Origin of the sequence: Dechloromonas sp. ZY10, assembly GCF_041378895.1 — a bacterium.
In the GTDB taxonomy this organism is placed as follows: domain Bacteria; phylum Pseudomonadota; class Gammaproteobacteria; order Burkholderiales; family Rhodocyclaceae; genus Azonexus; species Azonexus aquae.
Genome location: NZ_CP144212.1, coordinates 1,183,254 through 1,203,342, shown reverse-complemented (window position 1 = coordinate 1,203,342; position 20,089 = coordinate 1,183,254). Strand labels below are relative to the sequence as shown.

The following is a 20,089-nucleotide window of genomic DNA, read 5'->3' as shown; positions in this document are numbered from 1 at the left end:
TATATAATGGCCGGCATGAAACTACTTTTCGATCTCTTCCCTGTCATTCTTTTCTTCGTCAGCTTCAAGTACTCCGAGAAGCACCCGGAGCAGGCCATCGACTGGCTGACCGGGCTCCTCGGGCAAGCGCCCGGCGACGAAAAGCAGGCGCCGATCCTGCTCGCTACATTAGTCGTGATTGCCGCCACCATCGCCCAGATCCTGTGGGTCCGCTTCCGGCACGGACGTGTCGACAAGATGCTGTGGATCAGCCTGGCTCTGGTCGTGGTGTTTGGTGGCCTGACCCTGATTTTTCAGGATGAGACCTTCATCAAGTGGAAGCCGACCATCCTTTACTGGGTATTTGCAGCCAGCCTGGCTTTCAGTTCGCTGGTCCTCAAGAAGAACGCCATCCGCAACATGCTCAGCGAGCAGCTGACACTGCCCGAACAGGTCTGGAGTACGCTCAATCGTTCGTGGATGACCTTTTTCGCCGCCATGGGAATACTCAACCTGGTGGTTGCCTACAATTTTCCGACCGATACCTGGGTCAATTTCAAACTTTTCGGCGGCATGGGCCTGATGCTGGTTTTCGTCCTCGGCCAGGGCATGCTGCTTTCGAAATATCTTGAGGAAGACAAGTAATGCTCTACGCCATCATTGCCGAAGATCGTTCCGGCACGCTCGAACAACGTCTGTCCGCCCGCCCGGCACACCTCGCCCGATTGCAGGCGCTGCAAGCCGAAGGCCGACTGTTCGTTGCCGGGCCCTGCCCGGCAGTTGATTCGCCGGACCCCGGCCCGGCCGGCTTCAGCGGCAGCCTAATCATTGCCGAGTTTCCCTCGCTGGCCGACGCTCAAGCCTGGGCCGAGGTCGATCCCTATGTCGCGGCCGGCGTCTATGAACGCGTCACGGTCAAGCCCTTCAAGAAGGCACTGCCGGCGTGAGCGAAATCCCGGAGAACCTGCGCGCCAGGCTGGCAGTGCTCGAACCCGAGGCTGTCGAAATCACCGACGATTCGCACCGCCATGCCGGCCATGCTGGTGCCCGCGAAGGCGGACACTACCGCCTACGGATTGTTTCCCGGCAATTTTGCGGCCGATCAACCCTGGCCCGCCATCGCCTGGTTTATGATGCGGTCGGCGACTTGATGCGCAATGGCATTCATGCCCTGGTCATCGACGCCAAAACACCCGACGAACTATAATCCTGTCCCAAACCACACTCCCACCGAGGTAGTTTCCCATGCGTAACATCTCCCGTCTGGCCGCCCTCCTTGTCGCTGGCGCCATCGTCTCCCTGCCGGCCCTCGCCGAGAAAGGTAAGGCCTTCGCCACGGTCAACGGCCAAGCGATCCCGAATTCGGTTTACGAGGCTTTCAGCAGCGAACAAAAGGCCCAGGGTACGCCGGATTCACCGGAACTGCAGGCGGCCATTCGCGAAGAACTGGTCCGTCGCGAAATCCTGGCCCAGGAGGCCAAGAAGAAGGGCCTCGACAAAAACCCGAACATTCAGGGGCAAATCGAACTCGCCCGCCAGGCCGTGCTGATCCGGGCCCTGCTCTCCGAACACGTTCGCGCCAACCCGATCAGCGATGCCCAACTGCGCGCCGAATACGATGCGATCAAGGCCAGCCTCGGCAATACCGAGTACAAGGCTCGCCACGTGCTGGTTGAGAGCGAAGAGCAAGCCAAGGCGATCATCGACAAACTGGCCAAGGGCGAAAAATTTGCCGACCAGGCCAAGCAATCCAAGGATCCCGGCTCCCGCGACAATGGCGGCGACCTCGGCTGGAGCAGCCCGAGCGCCTACGTCAAGCCGTTTGCCGATGCCCTCGGCCAGCTGAAGAAGGGGGATTACACCAAGACCCCGGTCAAGACCGACTTCGGCTACCACGTCATCCAGCTCGACGATACCCGCGCCCTGACCCCGCCGCCGTTCGACCAGCTCAAGCCGCAATTGCAACAGCGCGCCAACCAGCAACAGGTTGAAAAGCTGGTCAAGGAATTGCGTGCCAAAGCCAAGGTGAACTAAGGCGCAGCCAGCGCCAGTTCGCTTGCCCGCCATCGGCGGGCATTTCTTTTTCAGCGAACGCCAGGAGACGGCCCGTGTTCGGATTGAAAAACCGGCAAGCAGCGAACCCGCCAACCGCCCCCCAGGGGACGGTTGTACCGGCTGCCAATGCCTTGCTCTGCAGCGAAGTTGTGTTTGACCGCCGCAACCGGATTGCCGGTCACTTGCTGCGAATGCGCCGGGCGGACTTCGCCGCACAAGCACCGGCACCGCTGCAAACTGCCCATGACCAGCAACTGCTGGCATTGCTGACCAATGAAGAGCAGCCCGAGCACGGAGGACTTTTCTTTCTCCCGCTATCCTCAGCCAGCCTGTCGCTGCCCACGGTCGACCAGTTGGCCGGACGGAAAATCATGCTCCTGCTGCAACTGGCCGATGCAGCCTGCAGCCAGGAACTGCTGCCACGGATTGAGCAGTTGCAGGAACAGGGGCTCCAGATCGGTCTTTATCGCCAACCGCGCCATGCCGCATTTGGCGAACTCGTCGCCGCCAGTGATTGCGGGGCACTCGACATTGCCGCCCATCCGCCGGAAACCATTCGCGACTTCTCTGCCGCCTACCGAGCGATCGAGAAGACCCGCCCGAATGCCTTGTTTGCCGCCAATATCGACCACCTCGACGAATTGCAGCTTTGTCGCCAGTGGCATTTCGACTACTTCCACGGCCGCTTCGCCGAATTGCCGCCACTCCCGGACAGCGAACGCAGCGGAGCAGATCCACACAAAATGCAGTTGCTGCATCTGCTGCGCCTGGTGCAGAGCGATGCCGACACCAGTGAAATTGCCGTCGCCCTCAAGCACGACCCATTGCTGGCATTCCGCATCCTGCGCTATCTGAACTCCCCGGCACTGGGTCTTTCCGGACGTATCGACAGCATGGAACAAGCACTGATGCTGCTCGGCCGACAACGTCTGTTCCGCTGGCTGTCGGTACTGCTTTTCTCGGTCCGCGAACCACAATTCGGCGACTGGCTGCTGGTTGAAAGCGCACTCACCCGTGGCCGCCTGATGGAACTGCTGGGCCGCGAAAGCCATCCCGACATAGCCAGCGACACCCTGTTTCTGGCCGGAATCTTTTCCTGCCTGGACCGTCTCCTGCGCCGCCCTCTGGCCGAAATTCTGGCAGACATGCCCCTCCCCGAGCTTGTCGCAGAAGCCTTGTTGCATGGCCGGGGCACACTGGCTGCATTGCTGCGCACCGCGATCGCCGGCGACAGCTTCGATCTGTTACGACTGGAGTCCGCCGCCCGCGATGCCGGCTTGTCGCCGCACTCGGTCAACCGCGCCTTCCTCGCCGCAACCGCCTGGGCCAGCGAAGTCACCGAACACTGGGAGTAAGCGACAAAGCGACCAAGAAGCGAAACACTTCGCTCACGACCGACGCTGGCCAGCGCAGGCCATGAGTCGAATTGATCCATGTCCATGTCTTTCCCCGGCAAACATGGCCCAATACCGGGCGATGCCGATCCACCCACTGACTCTTCTACTGCTGAGCTGGTTTGCCGCCGGTAGCGTTTATGCGACGCAAGCGCTGCAACCCTGGCTCGATGCCGCTCCGTCCGGCACCGTCCTGCGCCTGCCGCCCGGGAAATATCGCGGACCGGCAATCATCAGCAAGCCGCTGACCCTGGAAGGCAACCACCAAGTCATCCTCGACGGCGGCGGCCAAGGAACCGTACTGACCATTCGTAGCGACGACGTCAGCGTGCGGGGGCTGCACCTGCGCGCCAGCGGCGACTCGCACGACGCCATCGACGGCGGCATCATGGCCGAAGGTAGCCGCCTACGGATCGAGGACAACCGGATCGACGACGTGCTGTTCGGCATTTCCCTGCACCGCAGCCGCGACAGCGTGATCCGCAACAACTACATCCGCTCCCGCCCGGTGGACTCGGCCGAACGCGGCGACGGGCTACGCCTGTGGTACAGCAGCGGCAACCGGATCGAGAACAACGACATCGCGCAAATCCGCGACATCACCGTCAGCAACGCCACCCATAACCGTTTTATCAATAACCGGGTACGCCACAGCCGGCGCGGACTCAACTTCCTGTTCGCTCACCGCACCCTGGTCGAAGGCAATCTGTTCGAACACAACTCGACCGGCATCATTGCGCTCAACTCCGATGGCCTGACCATCCGCCGCAACCGCATCCTGCACGCCATGGATCCCTCGGGAGCCGGGGTGGCGCTCAAGGAAACCGATGCCGCGCTGATTCAGGACAACGAAATTGTTCATTGTGCGCACGGCATCATGGCCGATTCGCCAATGCACCCGATCAACCGCATCGTTTTCATCGACAATCTGGTCGCCCACAACATCACCGGCATCTATTTTTACGGTGCCAAGGGCGGACACATTGCGATCAACAACCGCTTTCGCAGCAATCTGTGGCCGGTGACCATCATCGGCGACGGCGATCCGATGAACGATGTCTGGCTGAATAATCTCTGGGATGACTACGAAGGCTTTGATCGCGACGGCGACGGCATCGGCGACACCCCGCACGAACTCTATGCCTGGTCCGACCGGATCTGGATGGAGACCCCGGCGGCGCGCTTTTTCCGCAATTCGCCAGTACTCGAACTACTCGACTTTCTTGAACGCCTGGCACCCTTTGCCGCGCCCAGCCTGATCCTGCGCGACCCGGCCCCGCGCATGGGCGAAAAAAAGGCGGCCCCGGAGCGCCGCCGCTGATTTCGCGTTTACATCGTTAACTGCGTTGCCGGCTGCGCGTGAACCGGACTACCGACTTGTCTGCCGACAGCAATCAAGCGCCAGCCGCTTTCAAGGCAGCAGGGCCGCCCCGATACCGCTGGAGTTGCTGACAAAGCTGCTCAGCGAACGGCGCAGGTTCTCGCGATCACCGGACTGCATTGCCGCGTGGCATTCGCCGAGGTCACGCCGGCACTGATGAGCAGCGCGGGTGTATGCCGCCAGGCTTTCCGGACTCAGGGCAAAGCCTTGAACCGTGTGCGGCTCGTCGACCAGACACTCGCAGCGAATCTCGCCAGTACGCATAAACTGGGCTGCCATGCGGAATTTACGCGCATTGCACAGATGGATGACCGAAGTAGCGGCCAATTTGTCTAAAGCCTTAGCCATGCTGGATTCCTCGCTTTGCAATATATCCTTTGGATACTACACAGGAATCAATCGGTTGCATATTTGACAAAAGTCATAGCTGATAGGCATCACCACCTCCTTGCATCGCCATTTCGACCACCCGACGAATCAGGTGCGGTGCGAACAGTGCAATCAGGTCGTAGTCATAGCGCCGCAGATAGGCGCCCCGGCGCAAGGCCAGGCGAGTCGTGTTCGACTCGAACAGATGCGCTGCATCAAGTGCGACCAGGCCGGCATCGCGCTGTGCATCGTACGCCAGCGCCGAAATGATCCCCAGGCCCAGGCCGAGACTGACGTAAGTTTTAATCACATCGGCATCGAGTGCGGTCAAGGCGATATTGGGAGTTGCACCGATCCGCTCGAAGGCCCGGTTGATCCGCGACCGGCCGGCAAAGGCGGTATCGTAGGTAATCAGAGGCCAGCGCACCAACTCCTGCAAATTGAGAACACCGCTGCGGGTGATCGGATGTCCTTCCGGAGCGATCACGCAGTGGCTCCACTGCCTGACCGGCAAAGTGACCAGTTGCGGGTACTGATCCAGCGCCTCGGTCGCAATGCCAATATCAGCATCGCCAGCCGCCACCCATTCGGCGATCTGGGTCGGACTGCCCTGATGCATCTCCAGCTTGACCTGCGGATGCTGGGCGACGAAGTCGCGGACCACCAGCGGCAAGGCATAACGGGCCTGGGTGTGGGTTGCCGCCAGCACCAGCCGGCCACTGTCGCCGGCTGCAAACTCGCCGCTCGCCCGCTTGAGGTTCTCGGCCTCACGCAGGATGCGCTCGGCGATCGCCAGCACCACCTTGCCCGGTTCGGTGATACCGGTGAAGCGCTTGCCGCTGCGCTCGAAGATCGCCACCCCGAGTTCGTCCTCAAGCAGCTTGACCTGCTTAGAGATTCCCGGCTGCGAGGTGTACAGGGATTCAGCCGCCTCCGAGACATTGAGACCCTGGCGCTGAATTTCGACGATGTAGCGTAATTGCTGGAGTTTCATAAGGCAGAGCGAGGATCAAGGAGCAAGAAAGTTGCTTGCAGTTCGATCCTTTATACTAATAACCAGAAGATATAACAATCTAACCCAATATTCTTTTTGTTTCAAATAAAGCCCGGTACGATGCGCGCCCATGGACTATCTCTACACCCTTTCCGGCTTTGCCGTCGGCGCGATTGTCGGTTTGACCGGCGTCGGCGGCGGTTCGCTGATGACCCCCTTGCTGGTGCTGGTCTTTGGCGTCCATCCCGCCACGGCGGTCGGCACCGATCTGCTTTACGCCGCCTTGACCAAGGCTGGCGGCACGGTGGCACACGGTCGGAAAGGACACATCGACTGGAACATCACCCTGCGCCTGGCGGCCGGCAGCATTCCGGCTGCCGCAATCACCATCTGGGTATTGTCCCAACTCCCCAAGGGTAGCAACGCGATTGGCGCAATCATTTCGCACGGTCTCGGCTTTGCGCTCTTCCTGACCGCGATCGCCATCCTCTTTGGCAAGAAGCTGCGCGACTACGCCAATCGCCATGAAGAATCCGAACTGCGCCGCTGCTGCCTGCCTACGATTACCGTAATCGTAGGCGCCATTCTCGGCGTGCTGGTCACGATTTCGTCGGTCGGCGCCGGAGCCCTCGGCGTCGCCGCGCTGTTTTTCCTCTATCCCAAGCTGTCGACCGTGAAAATCATCGGTTCCGACGTCGCCCACGCCGTACCGCTGACGCTGGTCGCCGGTCTTGGCCACTGGCTGCTCGGCGGCGTCGACTGGGTGCTGCTTGGTTCGCTGCTGCTTGGTTCGCTGCCCGGCATCTGGCTCGGCAGCCATCTTTCCGCCAAGGTGCCGGAGCATATCCTGCGCCGCATCCTGGCCTCCATGCTGGTGCTGATCGGCACCAAGCTGGTCCTTGCCTGAGATTTCCCCAAGGAATCGCCATGTATCAATACAATGCCCTTGACCGCCAGTTGATCAACGAGCGCGTCGCCCAATTCCGCGATCAGGTCCGCCGCTGGAAAGCCGGCGAACTCTCCGACGAGGAGTTCCGCCCACTGCGCCTGCAGAACGGTCTCTACATCCAGCGCCACGCGCCGATGTTCCGCATCGCCGTGCCCTACGGCATGCTCAACGCCGAACAACTGCGCAAGATGGCTCACCTGGCCCGCACCTACGACCGTGGCTACGGCCACTTCACCACCCGTCACAACCTGCAGTTGAACTGGCCGAAGATCGAAGACGTGCCGGAAATGCTCGCCGAACTGGCCACCGTCGATCTGCACGCGATCCAGACCTCGGGCAACTGCCTGCGCAACATCACCACCGACCAGTTCGCCGGCGTTGCTGCCGACGAGATCATCGACCCGCGCCCGCTGGCCGAGATCATGCGCCAGTGGACCACCTTCCACCCTGAATTCGCCTTCCTGCCGCGCAAGTTCAAGATCGCGATTTCCGGCACCGAGGAAGACCGCGCCGTCACCTGGTTCCACGACATCGGCCTGCACCTGAAACAGGTCGACGGTCAGGTCGGCTTCACCGTGATCGTCGGCGGTGGCCTTGGCCGCACCCCGATCCGCGGCCAGATCATCCGCGATTTCCTGCCCTGGCAAGACATTCTGTCCTATTGCGAAGCAGTGCTCCGCGTCTATAACCGCTACGGCCGCCGCGACAACGCTTACAAGGCACGGATCAAGATTCTGGTCCAGGCGCTCGGCATCGAGGCCTTCCGCGAACAAGTCGAGGCCGAATGGGCGCATGGCAAGAACGGCCCGATGACCATTACCCAGGCCGAATACGACCGCGTCGCCGCACACTTTGCCGCACCAGCCTACGAAACCCTGAGTGCCGCCGAACTACCGCAGGAAAAAGCCTTCCTGCGCTGGGTCGACCGTAACACCCACGCCCACAAGGTGCCGGGCTACGCCGCCGTCACCCTGTCGCTGAAGAAACACGGCATCGCGCCGGGCGACATCACTGCGGAACAAATGGAGATCGTCGCCGACCTCGCCGACCGCTACAGCTTCGGCGAACTGCGTATCAGCCACGAACAGAACATCATCCTCGCCGACGTCAAGCAAGCCGACCTGTACGCAGTCTGGCAAAAGGCCAGCGCTGCCGGCCTGGCAACGCCCAACATCGGCCTCCTGACCGGCATGATCTGCTGCCCCGGCGGCGATTTCTGCGATCTGGCCAACGCCAAGTCGATTCCGATTGCCACCGCCATCCAGGCCCGTTTCGACGACCTCGACTACCTGTTCGACATCGGCGAAATCGACCTCAACATCTCCGGCTGCATGAACGCCTGTGGCCACCACCACGTCGGCCACATCGGTGTGCTGGGCGTGGACAAGAATGATGCCGAGTTCTACCAGGTCACCCTGGGCGGTCGCCAGGGCTACGAAGCCAAGCTTGGCAAGGTGATCGGCCCGTCGTTCTCGGCCGAGGAAATGCCGGACGTGGTCGAGAAGATCATCAAGGTCTATCTCGCCAACCGCCATGAAGACGAGCGCTTCATCGACACCTTCGACCGGATCGGTCTCGATCCCTTCAAGAACCTCGTGTACGAAGGCCGCGCCCACGGCAAGGCCAAGTCTGCAGCCCAGGAGAATGCATGATGGCGCAACTGATCAAGAATGGCTCGCTCACGGTCGACACCTGGAATAGCCTGGAAATCGCCGAGGGCGAAAGCCCGGAAACCCTAAGCTTGCCGGAAGGCGACCTGCTCTTCCCGCTCGCCGTGTGGCTGGCGCGCAAGAACGAAATCATCGCCCGCTATCCGCGCATCGGCCTGCTGCTGCAGCCGGCCGACAGGGTTGAGGACGTCGCCGCCGACCTGCACTACTTCCAGGTGATCGCAGTCAATTTCCCCAAATTCGTCGATGGCCGTGGCTACTCGACCGCCGCCCTGCTCCGCCAGCGCTATCAGTTTGCCGGCGAACTGCGGGCCGTCGGCGACGTGCTGCACGACCAGTTGTTCTTCATGCGCCGGGTCGGTTTCGATGCCTACGCGCTAAAGGACGGCAAGAGCGTCGAAGCGGCGCTGGCCAGTGGCTTTGCCACTTTCAGCCAGCCCTACCAGGGCGCCACCGACCAACCGCTGCCGGCTTTCCGCCGCAACGCCTGAGGCCCGCCGATGACCCCGAACCTGCTCCGCATCACGCCCGAACTCTCGACCAGCGTAGCGACCAAGACCGGCGAAGTCCTGCAACTGCTGGCCCGCATCGCCCGCGACTTCGCCCCGGCGACCTTCGCCAACAGCCTCGGCGCCGAGGACATGGTGCTGACCGACCTGATCCTGAAGCACAAGCTGCCGATCCAGATCTTCAGCCTCGACACCGGCCGCCTGCCGCCCGAGACCTACGATCTGATGGGCGCGGTGGAAAAACACTATAAAACCCAGTTGACCGTGTTTTTTCCGCGCGCCGACGACGTCGAACTGTATGTCCGCAACCAGGGCATCAACGGTTTCTACGACTCGGTCACGCTGCGCAAGGCCTGCTGCGCGATTCGCAAGGTCGAACCGCTGAAGCGGGCGCTGGCCGGCAAGCGCGCCTGGATCACCGGCATGCGCGCCGAGCAGGCGGCGACCCGCGGCAACCTGGCGGTGCAGGAATACGACGAAGGCAACGGGCTGGAGAAATTCAATCCGCTCGCCAGCTGGAGCGAAAAGGAAGTGTGGACCTATATCAAGGAGAACAACGTGCCGTACAACGCGCTGCACGACAAGTTCTACCCGAGTATCGGCTGCGCCCCTTGCACCCGCGCCATTTCACCCGGCGAAGACGTGCGCGCCGGCCGCTGGTGGTGGGAAAACCCCGAATCCAAGGAATGCGGCCTGCACGTCAAGGGCTGACCCCGGAAAGCAAAAGCGGACGCCTTGGTCCGCTTTTTTATTTGAATAAATAGCACGACCGTTCTATTATTACTCCATGTCGAAATCCGCCACCACCGCCAGCAAGGGCGAACTGACCCGCGCCTGCATTCTCGATGCCGCCGTCCAGCAAGCAGCGCTGGCCGGTTTCGAGGCGCTGACCATCGGCGGCCTGGCGAGCCAGACCGGGCTCTCGAAGAGCGGCCTGTTCGCCCATTTCGGCTCCAAGGAAGAATTGCAACTGGCGGCGCTCGACGAAGTCGTCCGCCGCTTTATCGAAACTGTCTACCAGCCGGCACTGGCGGCGCCGGCCGGGCGCGCCCGGCTGAGCGCGCTGTTCGCCCACTGGCTGCAATGGACCAAGCGTAGCGGCCTGCCGGCCTGTCCGATGATGTCGGCGCTGGGCGAGTACGACAGCCAGCCCGGCCCGATGCGCGACGCCCTCGAACGCGAGATGCGCCGCCTTGACGCGGCGATTGCCGAGAACGTCAACGCTGCGATGGCCCTCGGCGAATTTTCCGGCGCCGTCACGCCGCAGCAATTCGCCTTCGAAACCTTCGGCATCATTGCCAGCTGTTACCGCAGCCGCATCCTGTACCAGGATCCCGAATCCGGCACCCAGGCCCAACTCGCCTTCGCCCGTCTACTCGCTGCAGCCGCCGGCGAAACGCCGGCGAGTATCGTGGCGCCTCCCACCGTCCGTCCCTAAGTTCCTTTTCCAGGAGTCATGCCATGAGCCTGCCTACCCTCAGCGCCAAAAATAGCACGACCGTTCGGTCTTTTATAATTCGCCACGGCGGCGCCCTGCTCAGTCGCCTGGCCATCCGCCTTGCGCCACGCTGGACCGCCCGCCAGGCGGTACGGCGCTTTCTGACGCCGCCGCAGCGCACGGTCGCCCCGCCGCATGACTTTCCCGCACCATGCCGACAGCAGTTGCTGAACGCCGGTGACCAGCGGATAGCCTGCCGCGTCATCGGTCCTGCCGGCGCACCGGCATTGATCCTCAGCCACGGCTGGGGCGGCCATGGCGGCCAGTGGCAGCCCTTCGTCGCCCCGCTGCTGGCCGCTGGCTACCAATTGTGGATTCCCGAGCACCCGGCGCACGGCGACAGTCCTGGCGAACAATCCAGTCTGCCAGCTTTCATCGCCAGCCTTGAGGCTGCCGCCACTGCGATTGCTGCCTGCGGCGTTCGCCTGGCCGGCCTGATTGGCCACTCGCTCGGTGCCAGCGCCGCTGCCCTGGCGCTGTACGGCCGGCCACTACCCGGCGCCGATGCTGACACGCGCCTGCTTTTGCTCGCGCCGGCGGCGTCGCTGCTGGCCCTGTCGCGGCAATACGCGGAGCTGTACGGGCTGCCGGAAACCTTGCGCGCGGCGGTGCAATTCCGGCTGGAGCAGCAATTCGCCACCCCCTGGCGGCGTTTCGAATTGGCTGAACTGCCCGTCGGACCCCACCCTGCCCTATTGATCCACGACCGCAGCGACCGCGCACTGGCCGTCGGGCATACGCTGCACATCGGCCAGCATTGGCCGCAGGCGCGCATCCTGCTGACCGACGGACTCGGCCACCAACGCCTGCTGCAAGCCGCGCCGGTGATCGCGGCGGTGCTGGCTTACCTGCGCGGAGAAAAAATCGGGACGCAGGCAACGCCAGCCTCAGTGAGCCGCTGCTATTGAGCACGCCCCCCCTGGCTGCCGGTGGCAGCCAGGGCCGAGGGACGCCAAAGGGCGCCCCTGCGACGAGATGCTTACAATCCGCGAATCACCGCGCAAGCAATCCGCTTGCCGCTGTTGCCGGCCGGTTGCGAAATGTAGTCGTCGGGGTCAGCATGGACGATCAGGCTAAGGCCTATCACATCACCAAGAGACACCCCTTTGACGTCGGCACTGTATTTAACGACGCCGCCCGCATCGGCCACCAGATTGGGCAAGTCGCCGGCATGCCGCTCGGCCTTGTCGTGGTGGCCGTGCCGCTTGCCGGTCGGGTTGTAGTGTCCTTTGGCGCTGCTGGCATCGGCGGCGCTGCAGTCACCGACCTCATGGATATGGAAACCGTGCTCGCCGGGCGGGACATCGCGAGCATCGACCTCGACCCGCAGCTTGTCGCTGCCAAGATCGCTCAACACCACCTTGCCACTGACGCGACTGCCCGAACGGGCCTGAAATTCGGCGCTGGCACCAGGTTTGGCCGGTTGCGAAACGCAGCCGGAAAGTGCCAGCACCAAGCCGGCAAGCAACAGCGAACAACGAACTGGATGCATGGTTTTCTCCTTGTGGTTAGCTATCGGACAGGGTCACAGAGCAACAGCGAGGGCGGATGCTTTCCCCCGAATCGTTGCCGCGTCCCGGCAGCATACGTCAGCCGACCGGCATCGGGTTCGGGAAAACCCTGATTCAGGCCAGGATTTTTGCTCCAGGCTATTTGCTGCACCGCAACATTACGGTAGTCTTGCGCCCGTAAACTTGCTCAAACCCGAGGAACATCATGAGCGAAATCGATCTCAAACGTTTTTTTCTGGAACAGGTCAAGCTGTTCGAACACTTCAGCGCCGACAAGATTGACGAAATCATCGGTCTGTCCCGCCTTTCGACCTTCGAAGGCAACGAGGCGATGCTGGAAACCGGCGATGACAGCCAGCATCTCGGCATCCTGATTGACGGCCACGCCGAAATTTCAGTCAGCGACAACACCGGCGCCCGCAGCGTCGTCGCCCAGCTTGGCGTCGGCGATGCTTTTGGCGTGATGTCCTTGCTCACCGGCGAGCGGATCGCCGCCGACGTGATCGCCGGTAACCGCTGCTTTGTGCTCCTGATTCCGCAGGATGTATTCAATACCCACATCCTGACCAACCCCAAGGCGGTCGCCTACCTGTCCCGTCTGCTCACCGAACGGATCCGCGCGCTGAGCGCCAGCGAAGCAGAAGCCACGGTCAACCACGGCAACCCGGCAAAATCGAGCGATCCCTATGCACTGTCGCTGATCAACAACCGGCCGGGCAAGGTGGTCGCACTCAACGTCGGCATCAGCCAGATTCATTTCGGCATCTACAACACCGCCGAAAGCGGCGCCGACGTGCATGGCATCATCGACCAGGCCGACCGCGACGTGGCCCATGTCACGGTCCACGTCGGCCCCCAGCAAAAAAAACTGGACTGGCCGCAATTCAAGCTATCCGATCTGTTCAAGGTGATGGTCGAGGCGAGCAAGTCACTGGGCCCCGCCTTCACCTTTCATCCGGAAGACGTAACCGCCATCGGTCACCGTGTTGTCCATGGCGGCAACAAGTTCGCCAGCTCGGTCGTCGTCACCCCGGCGGTGATGAGCGACATCGAGGAACTGTCGGTCTTCGCGCCGCTGCACAACCCGGCCAACCTGGCCGGCATCCGCGTCGCGCTCAAGGCCTTCCCTGGCATCCCGCAGGTCGCCGTCTTCGACACCGCCTTCCACCAGACGCTGGCGCCCTACGCTTACCTCTACGGCCTGCCTTACGAGTTGTACAAGCAGCACGGGATTCGCCGCTACGGTTTCCACGGCACCTCGCACCGCTATGTCTCGCTGAAATCGGCGGAAGTGCTGCAACGGCCACTCGGCGAGCTGGAAATCGTCTCCTGCCACCTCGGCATCGGCGCCTCGCTGTGCGCCATCGACCATGGCCGTTCGGTCGACACCACAATGGGGATGACACCGACCGACGGCCTGATCATGCCCAGCCGCTCCGGCAGCATCGACCCGGCGGTGATGATCCACCTGATGCAAGAGCACAAGATGTCGCCAGCCGACCTGTCGGCGCTGATCAATAGCGAAAGCGGCCTCAAGGGGATTTCCGGCATCTCCAGCCACATTACGGAAATCGAGGCAGCCGCCGCCGAAGGCCATCACCGCGCCTTGCTCGCGCACAAGGCCTTCTGCTACCAGGTGCGCAAGAACATCGGCGCCTATGTGGCGGCGATGGGTGGGATCGACGTCCTCGCCTTCACCGGCGACATCGGCGAAGGCAGCGCTACGGTGCGCAGCCTGGCCTGCCAGGGCCTCGGCTATATGGGCATCAAACTCGACGAGGAAAAGAACCGCAACCTTGGCCCGGTCGACGGTTACGCAGTCGTCTCGACCGACGATTCACCGGTCAAGATCCTGATCATCGCGAACGACGACGAACGTCTGGTGGCCTGGGAAACCCTGCGCGCCATTGAACGCAACCAGTTGCTGCTCGAAGCCAAGGCCGAAGAAACGCCGGCGATCCCGGTCGAAATCTCGGCCCACCACGTGCATCTGGCGCAAGCCGACGTCGAAGCCCTGTTCGGCCCCGGCCATCAGCTGACGCCAATGCACGAACTGTCGCAGCCCGGCCAGTACGCCTGCGAGGAAAAGGTGCATCTGGTCGGCCCCAAGGGGCGCATCGCCAATGTCCGCGTGCTCGGCCCGACGCGCAAGGAAACCCAGGTTGAAATCGCGATGACCGAGCAATTCAAACTTGGTGTGCAACCGCCAATCCGCCAATCCGGCGACCTCGCCGGCACGCCCGGGATCACGCTGGAAGGCCCCTACGGCAGTACCACCATCGAGCGCGGCGTGATCTGCGCCCAGCGCCACATCCACATGGCGCCGGAAGACGCGATGCGCTTCCGGGTGCGCGACAACTACGTTGTCCGCGTCCGCGTCGAAGGCGAGCGCGAACTGATCTTCGGCGACGTCGTGGTGCGAGTGAACCCGGCTTTCCGCCTGGCCATGCACATCGATACCGACGAAGGCAACGCCGGCAACCTCAAGACCGGCATGCTCGGCTACATCGAAGAAATTCAGAGCCGCGCCTGATCACGGCCTGACACCGAGAAAACGGCGCCTGACGCGCCGTTTTCTTTAGTTGGCTTGAGAAAAATCGCAGTTATTCACGGTCGACCGTGAAAATAGCCTTTTTTGCCTTGCGTGCATTGACAATAGCGAGGCCGGCAGCGAAAAACAAAAAGGCCATCGCAAGGATGGCCTGATCTGTTTTCCGAAAGCTGTGGTGGGCGGTACTGGGATCGAACCAGTGACCCCTGCCGTGTGAAGGCAGTGCTCTACCGCTGAGCTAACCGCCCATCGGAAAGACGACATTAAAGCATAGCCGATGCCGCGAGTCAAACACAGTCGGCTAAAATGCTGACTTTACCTTCTTGCCGATGCATCTCATGAAGCCTGTCCGCACCCGATTCGCCCCCAGCCCCACCGGTTACCTGCACATTGGCGGCGCCCGTACCGCGCTGTTTTCCTGGGCCTACGCCCGTCGCCACGGCGGCACCTTCGTGCTGCGCATCGAAGACACCGACGTTGCCCGCTCGACCCCGGAAGCGGTCCAAGCCATTCTCGACGGCATGGCCTGGCTGGAACTGACGCACGACGACGGCCCCTACTACCAGATGCAGCGCATGGATCGCTACAAAGCGGTGATTCAGGAGATGCTGAGCCAAGGCCATGCTTATTACTGCTACACCAGCAAGGAAGAGCTCGACGCCCTGCGCGCCGAGCAGGAAGCGCAGAAAATCAAGCCGCGCTACGACGGCCGCTGGCGCCCGGAAGAAGGCAAGACCCTGCCCACCCCACCGGCGGGCATCGACCCGGTCGTTCGCTTCAAGAACCCCAAGGGCGGCGCAGTCGCCTGGGACGACGCGGTCAAGGGCCGCATCGAAATCAGCAACGACGAACTTGACGACCTGATCATCGCCCGCGCCGACGGCACCCCGACCTACAATTTCTGCGTCTGCGTCGACGACTGGGATATGGGCATCACCCACGTCATTCGTGGCGACGACCACGTCAACAACACGCCGCGCCAGATCAACATCCTCAAGGCCCTCGGTGCCGAAGTGCCGACCTACGCCCATCTGTCGATGATTCTCGGTGACGACGGCGCCAAGCTATCGAAGCGCCACGGCGCCGTATCGGTGATGCAGTACGACGAGGACGGCTTCCTCAAGGAAGCGGTCATCAACTACCTGGCCCGCCTTGGCTGGTCGCACGGCGACGACGAAGTCTTCTCGCGCCAGCAGTTCGTCGAATGGTTCGACCTCGACCACATCACCGCCTCCGCCGCCCAGTTCAACACCGAAAAGCTGCTCTGGCTGAACCAGCACTACATGAAACAGCTGCCGGCCGCCGAGCTGGCCGCCAAGATCGCGCCCCGCCTCGCTGCTCGCAGCATCGATTGCACTACCGGCCCCAGCCTGGAAGCTGCCTGCGCCCTCTATGTCGACCGCTGCAATACGCTCAACGTACTGGCCGACGCGGTCGAAGTGTTTTACTGCAACATTGAAGCCCAACCGGAACTGCTCGCCCAGCACCTTGGTGAGGAGGCCCGTCCGGCACTGACCGATTTTGCCAACGCACTGGCCGACATTCCATGGGAAATCCCGGCGATTGCCGCGACGATCAAGGAAACCGTCGGCAAACACGGGCTGAAGATGCCGAAACTGGCGATGCCGCTGCGTGTGATGCTGACCGGCCAGGCCCAGACTCCGTCAGTAGATGCCGTAGTCCACCTGCTCGGCCGCGAGCGCGTGATCACATCAATTAAAAAATATCTCTAAAAACCGCAGAAGGCCCTTTACAAGAGGCAAGAGACTCCCTATAATGCGGCCTTCTTCGACGGGGGTATAGCTCAGCTGGGAGAGCGCTTGCATGGCATGCAAGAGGTCAGCGGTTCGATCCCGCTTACCTCCACCAAAGAAGAAGGTAGTTTTGTCCGGGTCCCCATCGTCTAGAGGCCTAGGACACCGCCCTTTCACGGCGGTAACCGGGGTTCGAATCCCCGTGGGGACGCCAAGCTTTATGCGCGGAGTGGTAGTTCAGTTGGTTAGAATACCGGCCTGTCACGCCGGGGGTCGCGGGTTCGAGCCCCGTCCACTCCGCCAACGATTTACGGGTTGCAGCAAACACTGCCTTCCGGGTCGCAAGACCGAAACGTAGTCTGGCTGTCTCCTTGTGGGGGTATAGCTCAGCTGGGAGAGCGCTTGCATGGCATGCAAGAGGTCAGCGGTTCGATCCCGCTTACCTCCACCAAGCGACCAGACTGCACAATTTGTCCGGGTCCCCATCGTCTAGAGGCCTAGGACACCGCCCTTTCACGGCGGTAACCGGGGTTCGAATCCCCGTGGGGACGCCAAGCTTTATGCGCGGAGTGGTAGTTCAGTTGGTTAGAATACCGGCCTGTCACGCCGGGGGTCGCGGGTTCGAGCCCCGTCCACTCCGCCAACGATTTACGGGTTGCAGCAAACACTGCCTTCCGGGTCGCAAGACCGAAACGTAGTCTGGCTGTCTCCTTGTGGGGGTATAGCTCAGCTGGGAGAGCGCTTGCATGGCATGCAAGAGGTCAGCGGTTCGATCCCGCTTACCTCCACCAAGCGACCAGACTGCACAATTTGTCCGGGTCCCCATCGTCTAGAGGCCTAGGACACCGCCCTTTCACGGCGGTAACCGGGGTTCGAATCCCCGTGGGGACGCCAAGCTTTATGCGCGGAGTGGTAGTTCAGTTGGTTAGAATACCGGCCTGTCACGCCGGGGGTCGCGGGTTCGAGCCCCGTCCACTCCGCCAACCAGTTAAAGTGCGCCGGAGCACCTATTTCCGGTGGCAGGCAATCGCACCTGCAACAGCAGTTCAGTAAAACGGAGTGGTAGTTCAGTTGGTTAGAATACCGGCCTGTCACGCCGGGGGTCGCGGGTTCGAGCCCCGTCCACTCCGCCAGCTTCCAAAAGCCCTGATCTTTCAGGGCTTTTTTCATTTTCAGCCACAATTTACCCCCCAACCCAGACCAGCAAATGCCTGAAGCGGCAGGCCTGTGCACGTTGGCAGCAAGTTGGCAGCACGTTTGCGCTATAATCTTCGGTTTAGTCGTCAAGTTTCTGCCGGGAGCCTGTTTTGATGCCTGATCGCAACCTGTTGCTCACCGTTCGTCGTTTTGCCCTGACCGGCGCCGGACTTGCCCTGCTCGGCTTAAGCCGCTTTGCTGCGGCGGAACAACCCCCCGTAGCCGAGACATCGTTTCCGCTGCTTTCACTACTCTCACCAGCAGTTGCCAATCCCAGCGAAATTTCTCCTGCAGAAACGCTCACGACTCAGGAATTGAAGGCCGCCCCCCAACTGCGCCGTACCATTGACCTGACCAGCGAACAGGACAGTCTGTGGGTTCGCCTGCGCAATGGTTTCGCGATGAACAATCTGAGTGATGACCTGACCCTGCATTACCAGCAGTGGTACCAGAATCGCCCCGATGCACTGCGTCGGATGGTTGATCGCGCCAGGCCTTACCTGCACCACATCGTCGAGGAGTTAGAGGCGCGCGGGATGCCCACTGAACTGGCGCTGCTGCCAATGGTCGAGAGTTCGTTCAACCCGATGGCCTATTCCCGCGCTCACGCCTCCGGGCTGTGGCAATTCATCCCGGCAACCGGCAAGCGCTTCAATCTGGAACAAAGCTGGTGGCAAGACCAGCGGCGTGACGTGCTGGCCTCGACCGGTGCGGCGCTCGATTATCTGCAAACTATCTACGACATGCATGGTGACTGGCATCTGGCACTGGCTTCGTACAACTGGGGCGAAGGCGCGGTCAAGAAGGCCATCGAGAAAAATCTGGCACGCGGACAGGCAACCGATTACGCCAGCCTGAACATGCCGCCGGAAACCCGACATTACGTACCCAAATTGCAGGCACTGAAGAACATCTTCGGTAACCCTGCCCTGGTCGCGCAACTGGGCCTGCCGGAAATTGCCAACCGTCCTTATTTCGCCACCCTCGAAACCCCGCGGGCGATGGACATCAAGACGGCTGCCCGACTGGCCGGGATGAGCACCGAGGAATTCGTCCGCCTCAACCCGGCACACAACCGCCCGGTGATCAAGCCCGATACCCCGCTGGTGATTCCGGCCGACAAGCTTGACACCTTCCGCAGCAATCTCGAAAGCCACCAGGCGCCACTGTCCGAATGGCAAGCCTATACGCTGAAATCGGGAGAGCGCCTTGACCAGGTTGCCAACCGTTTCGGCATCCGCCTCTCTGATCTGCAGCAGGTCAACAGCCTGCCGGCAAAAATCCGGCTGGGGGCTGGCTCGACCCTGCTGGTCCCGGCCGGGGAAGGCAGCGAGGACATTGCGCGTTACATGAAAGCCCCCGCCCTGCCGCAGATCGTCGAACCCGAGCCCGTACTGCGCCAGGCCAAGGGCGGCAAGACCGGGAAGGCCGGCGACAAGTTTGCCAGTCGCGACAGCAGCAAGGGCAAAGGTGAAAAGGCACTGCAGACTGCTCGCCAGGAAACGAGTGGCAAGGCGGCCAAACTGCCACTCGCCGGTATCGCTGGCAAGAGCAACGGCAAAGCCGGCGTCGCACAAGCCCGCAACGAGAGCCGGACCGCTGCAGCCAAAACGACTCCCGCCAAGCAGGCTGCCAGCAAGAATGCTGCTCCGGCCAAGGTCGCCAAGTCGGGCAACGGCCGCCGCGGCTAAGCCGCACCGCCAAGCGCTCCACGCCACCAGCCGCCGGCCTGAGCAAACCGCCCGGATCACCGGATTTTTGTCGGTTCATCCGGTCGACCGTAAATCTTGCCCCTAACCGCTTGCACTGTGCTGCCTGAACTGCGCCAATTTGCCGCCACCCGATGCCCAACCAAGGCGGCCGACAGCACACAGGCCGAATGCCGCCTGCCCTGATCCGCGCGTCCCGGATACAGCGACACCAGTTCCGACTCCGCAGGCCGTGCCGGTAGTGGCCTCACCGCTGCCGCGTGAGACAGTCAATTATTCCCGGCTGAACGTGCGCAACGCGGTCAACCTGCCCGGCGCCACAGATTGCGCCCGCCCAAGTTGAGCTTTTCCAGTTCGCCACCGGCGGCCAGCTGTTCAAGCGCAGCCAGCGTCACCGCCGGCGATTCCTCGCGGTCTTGGTCTTGCCAATCGATCCACCAGCGATGGATTCCTTCCAAGGTATCGGCTGCCTGTGGTCGCGCCGCCAGGTAAGCGCGAATCTGCTGCGCCGCTTTCTCGATTGCTTGCTCGTTCATCTCCACTCCTCCCAAATGTCATTTGGACATTTT

General features: G+C 61.9%; 19 protein-coding genes and 11 tRNA genes. 25 read left to right on the top strand and 5 right to left on the bottom strand.

All coding sequences use genetic code 11. The features are described from left to right. The first annotated feature begins 15 nt into the window (after positions 1–15). The 6 genes from VX159_RS05500 (at position 16) to nosD (ending at position 4,749) form a co-directional block, all read left to right on the top strand. On the top strand, positions 16–624 hold the full coding sequence (locus VX159_RS05500; protein ID WP_371324970.1) for a septation protein A: 609 nt from the start codon (positions 16–18) through the stop codon (positions 622–624). Next, complete coding sequence (locus VX159_RS05495) at positions 624–926, top strand: YciI family protein (protein WP_371324969.1); 303 nt, start codon at positions 624–626, stop codon at positions 924–926. Before VX159_RS05500 ends, VX159_RS05495 begins: the two co-directional genes overlap by 1 nt. After that, positions 923–1,186: a BolA family protein gene (locus VX159_RS05490; protein WP_371324968.1), complete on the top strand. Its 264-nt coding sequence runs from the start codon at positions 923–925 to the stop codon at positions 1,184–1,186. The genes VX159_RS05495 and VX159_RS05490 overlap by 4 nt, the downstream gene beginning before the upstream one ends. Before the next feature lie 38 nt (positions 1,187–1,224). Then, complete coding sequence (locus tag VX159_RS05485; protein WP_371324967.1) at positions 1,225–2,013, top strand: peptidylprolyl isomerase; 789 nt, start codon at positions 1,225–1,227, stop codon at positions 2,011–2,013. A gap of 74 nt (positions 2,014–2,087) precedes the next feature. Beyond that, entirely contained in the window at positions 2,088–3,389 is a 1,302-nt protein-coding gene (locus tag VX159_RS05480) for an EAL and HDOD domain-containing protein (RefSeq protein WP_371324966.1), read from the top strand. A 103-nt stretch (positions 3,390–3,492) separates the two neighbouring features. Further along, a complete protein-coding gene (nosD, locus tag VX159_RS05475) occupies positions 3,493–4,749 on the top strand; it encodes a nitrous oxide reductase family maturation protein NosD (RefSeq protein ID WP_371324965.1) in 1,257 nt (418 codons plus the stop codon). Between the two features lie 90 nt (positions 4,750–4,839). Here nosD and VX159_RS05470 read toward each other — a convergent pair whose 3' ends face one another. Together VX159_RS05470 and VX159_RS05465 are read right to left on the bottom strand one after the other, a co-directional pair. Next, positions 4,840–5,157, bottom strand: coding sequence for a hypothetical protein (locus VX159_RS05470; RefSeq protein ID WP_371324964.1), 318 nt, complete (start codon positions 5,155–5,157; stop codon positions 4,840–4,842). A 73-nt stretch (positions 5,158–5,230) separates the two neighbouring features. Next, positions 5,231–6,172, bottom strand: coding sequence for a CysB family HTH-type transcriptional regulator (locus VX159_RS05465; protein ID WP_371324963.1), 942 nt, complete (start codon positions 6,170–6,172; stop codon positions 5,231–5,233). A 130-nt stretch (positions 6,173–6,302) separates the two neighbouring features. Between VX159_RS05465 and VX159_RS05460 the strand changes: the two genes are divergently transcribed. From VX159_RS05460 to VX159_RS05435, 6 genes are all read left to right on the top strand, one after another. After that, a complete protein-coding gene (locus VX159_RS05460) occupies positions 6,303–7,079 on the top strand; it encodes a sulfite exporter TauE/SafE family protein (RefSeq protein ID WP_371324962.1) in 777 nt (258 codons plus the stop codon). A gap of 20 nt (positions 7,080–7,099) precedes the next feature. Continuing rightward, positions 7,100–8,773: a nitrite/sulfite reductase gene (locus VX159_RS05455; RefSeq protein ID WP_371324961.1), complete on the top strand. Its 1,674-nt coding sequence runs from the start codon at positions 7,100–7,102 to the stop codon at positions 8,771–8,773. Continuing rightward, a complete protein-coding gene (locus tag VX159_RS05450; RefSeq protein ID WP_371324960.1) occupies positions 8,770–9,282 on the top strand; it encodes a DUF934 domain-containing protein in 513 nt (170 codons plus the stop codon). Before VX159_RS05455 ends, VX159_RS05450 begins: the two co-directional genes overlap by 4 nt. Before the next feature lie 9 nt (positions 9,283–9,291). Continuing rightward, positions 9,292–10,011, top strand: a complete 720-nt coding sequence (locus VX159_RS05445) for a phosphoadenylyl-sulfate reductase (protein ID WP_371324959.1) — start codon at positions 9,292–9,294, stop codon at positions 10,009–10,011. A 76-nt stretch (positions 10,012–10,087) separates the two neighbouring features. Next, positions 10,088–10,738, top strand: a complete 651-nt coding sequence (locus VX159_RS05440; RefSeq protein ID WP_371324958.1) for a TetR/AcrR family transcriptional regulator — start codon at positions 10,088–10,090, stop codon at positions 10,736–10,738. 23 nt (positions 10,739–10,761) lie between these two features. Then, on the top strand, positions 10,762–11,706 hold the full coding sequence (locus tag VX159_RS05435; RefSeq protein ID WP_371324957.1) for an alpha/beta fold hydrolase: 945 nt from the start codon (positions 10,762–10,764) through the stop codon (positions 11,704–11,706). A 71-nt stretch (positions 11,707–11,777) separates the two neighbouring features. Here the strand turns inward: VX159_RS05435 and VX159_RS05430 are convergent, their stop codons facing one another. Next, positions 11,778–12,290, bottom strand: coding sequence for a superoxide dismutase family protein (locus VX159_RS05430; protein WP_371324956.1), 513 nt, complete (start codon positions 12,288–12,290; stop codon positions 11,778–11,780). Between the two features lie 224 nt (positions 12,291–12,514). On the opposite strand from VX159_RS05430, the gene VX159_RS05425 reads away from it, so the two are divergent. Beyond that, complete coding sequence (locus VX159_RS05425) at positions 12,515–14,842, top strand: acetate/propionate family kinase (RefSeq protein ID WP_371324955.1); 2,328 nt, start codon at positions 12,515–12,517, stop codon at positions 14,840–14,842. Positions 14,843–15,033: 191 nt separating this feature from the next. Here VX159_RS05425 and VX159_RS05420 read toward each other — a convergent pair. Beyond that, positions 15,034–15,108: transfer RNA gene (locus VX159_RS05420), tRNA-Val, on the bottom strand. A gap of 90 nt (positions 15,109–15,198) precedes the next feature. Between VX159_RS05420 and gltX the strand changes: the two genes are divergently transcribed. From gltX to VX159_RS05360, 12 genes are all read left to right on the top strand, one after another. Then, a complete protein-coding gene (gene gltX / locus VX159_RS05415; RefSeq protein ID WP_371324954.1) occupies positions 15,199–16,593 on the top strand; it encodes a glutamate--tRNA ligase in 1,395 nt (464 codons plus the stop codon). 60 nt (positions 16,594–16,653) lie between these two features. Further along, positions 16,654–16,729 (top strand) — tRNA-Ala (locus tag VX159_RS05410). 23 nt (positions 16,730–16,752) lie between these two features. After that, positions 16,753–16,828 (top strand) — tRNA-Glu (locus tag VX159_RS05405). A gap of 12 nt (positions 16,829–16,840) precedes the next feature. Continuing rightward, positions 16,841–16,917: transfer RNA gene (locus tag VX159_RS05400), tRNA-Asp, on the top strand. Between the two features lie 72 nt (positions 16,918–16,989). Beyond that, a tRNA-Ala gene (locus VX159_RS05395) sits at positions 16,990–17,065 on the top strand. 27 nt (positions 17,066–17,092) lie between these two features. After that, positions 17,093–17,168: transfer RNA gene (locus tag VX159_RS05390), tRNA-Glu, on the top strand. 12 nt (positions 17,169–17,180) lie between these two features. Then, positions 17,181–17,257: transfer RNA gene (locus VX159_RS05385), tRNA-Asp, on the top strand. A gap of 72 nt (positions 17,258–17,329) precedes the next feature. Further along, positions 17,330–17,405 (top strand) — tRNA-Ala (locus tag VX159_RS05380). A gap of 27 nt (positions 17,406–17,432) precedes the next feature. After that, positions 17,433–17,508, top strand: a tRNA-Glu gene (locus VX159_RS05375). A 12-nt stretch (positions 17,509–17,520) separates the two neighbouring features. Then, positions 17,521–17,597, top strand: a tRNA-Asp gene (locus VX159_RS05370). A 73-nt stretch (positions 17,598–17,670) separates the two neighbouring features. Further along, positions 17,671–17,747: transfer RNA gene (locus tag VX159_RS05365), tRNA-Asp, on the top strand. A 177-nt stretch (positions 17,748–17,924) separates the two neighbouring features. After that, positions 17,925–19,502: a transglycosylase SLT domain-containing protein gene (locus VX159_RS05360; protein ID WP_371324953.1), complete on the top strand. Its 1,578-nt coding sequence runs from the start codon at positions 17,925–17,927 to the stop codon at positions 19,500–19,502. A 320-nt stretch (positions 19,503–19,822) separates the two neighbouring features. On the opposite strand, the gene VX159_RS05355 is transcribed toward VX159_RS05360, so the two are convergent. Further along, positions 19,823–20,056: a hypothetical protein gene (locus VX159_RS05355; RefSeq protein WP_371324952.1), complete on the bottom strand. Its 234-nt coding sequence runs from the start codon at positions 20,054–20,056 to the stop codon at positions 19,823–19,825. Positions 20,057–20,089 lie beyond the last annotated feature (33 nt).

Excerpts from the sequence above, each read along its gene's own strand:
- VX159_RS05500 (WP_371324970.1), top strand. The coding sequence starts at position 16 with ATGAAACTACTTTTCGATCTCTTCCCTGTCATTCTTTTCTTCGTCAGC.
- VX159_RS05495 (WP_371324969.1), top strand. The coding sequence starts at position 624 with ATGCTCTACGCCATCATTGCCGAAGATCGTTCCGGCACGCTCGAACAA.
- VX159_RS05485 (WP_371324967.1), top strand. The coding sequence starts at position 1,225 with ATGCGTAACATCTCCCGTCTGGCCGCCCTCCTTGTCGCTGGCGCCATC.
- nosD (WP_371324965.1), top strand. The coding sequence starts at position 3,493 with ATGGCCCAATACCGGGCGATGCCGATCCACCCACTGACTCTTCTACTG.
- VX159_RS05470 (WP_371324964.1), bottom strand. The coding sequence starts at position 5,157 with ATGGCTAAGGCTTTAGACAAATTGGCCGCTACTTCGGTCATCCATCTG.
- VX159_RS05465 (WP_371324963.1), bottom strand. The coding sequence starts at position 6,172 with ATGAAACTCCAGCAATTACGCTACATCGTCGAAATTCAGCGCCAGGGT.
- VX159_RS05460 (WP_371324962.1), top strand. The coding sequence starts at position 6,303 with ATGGACTATCTCTACACCCTTTCCGGCTTTGCCGTCGGCGCGATTGTC.
- VX159_RS05455 (WP_371324961.1), top strand. The coding sequence starts at position 7,100 with ATGTATCAATACAATGCCCTTGACCGCCAGTTGATCAACGAGCGCGTC.
- VX159_RS05450 (WP_371324960.1), top strand. The coding sequence starts at position 8,770 with ATGATGGCGCAACTGATCAAGAATGGCTCGCTCACGGTCGACACCTGG.
- VX159_RS05445 (WP_371324959.1), top strand. The coding sequence starts at position 9,292 with ATGACCCCGAACCTGCTCCGCATCACGCCCGAACTCTCGACCAGCGTA.
- VX159_RS05440 (WP_371324958.1), top strand. The coding sequence starts at position 10,088 with ATGTCGAAATCCGCCACCACCGCCAGCAAGGGCGAACTGACCCGCGCC.
- VX159_RS05435 (WP_371324957.1), top strand. The coding sequence starts at position 10,762 with ATGAGCCTGCCTACCCTCAGCGCCAAAAATAGCACGACCGTTCGGTCT.
- VX159_RS05430 (WP_371324956.1), bottom strand. The coding sequence starts at position 12,290 with ATGCATCCAGTTCGTTGTTCGCTGTTGCTTGCCGGCTTGGTGCTGGCA.
- VX159_RS05425 (WP_371324955.1), top strand. The coding sequence starts at position 12,515 with ATGAGCGAAATCGATCTCAAACGTTTTTTTCTGGAACAGGTCAAGCTG.
- gltX (WP_371324954.1), top strand. The coding sequence starts at position 15,199 with ATGAAGCCTGTCCGCACCCGATTCGCCCCCAGCCCCACCGGTTACCTG.
- VX159_RS05360 (WP_371324953.1), top strand. The coding sequence starts at position 17,925 with ATGCCTGATCGCAACCTGTTGCTCACCGTTCGTCGTTTTGCCCTGACC.
- VX159_RS05355 (WP_371324952.1), bottom strand. The coding sequence starts at position 20,056 with ATGAACGAGCAAGCAATCGAGAAAGCGGCGCAGCAGATTCGCGCTTAC.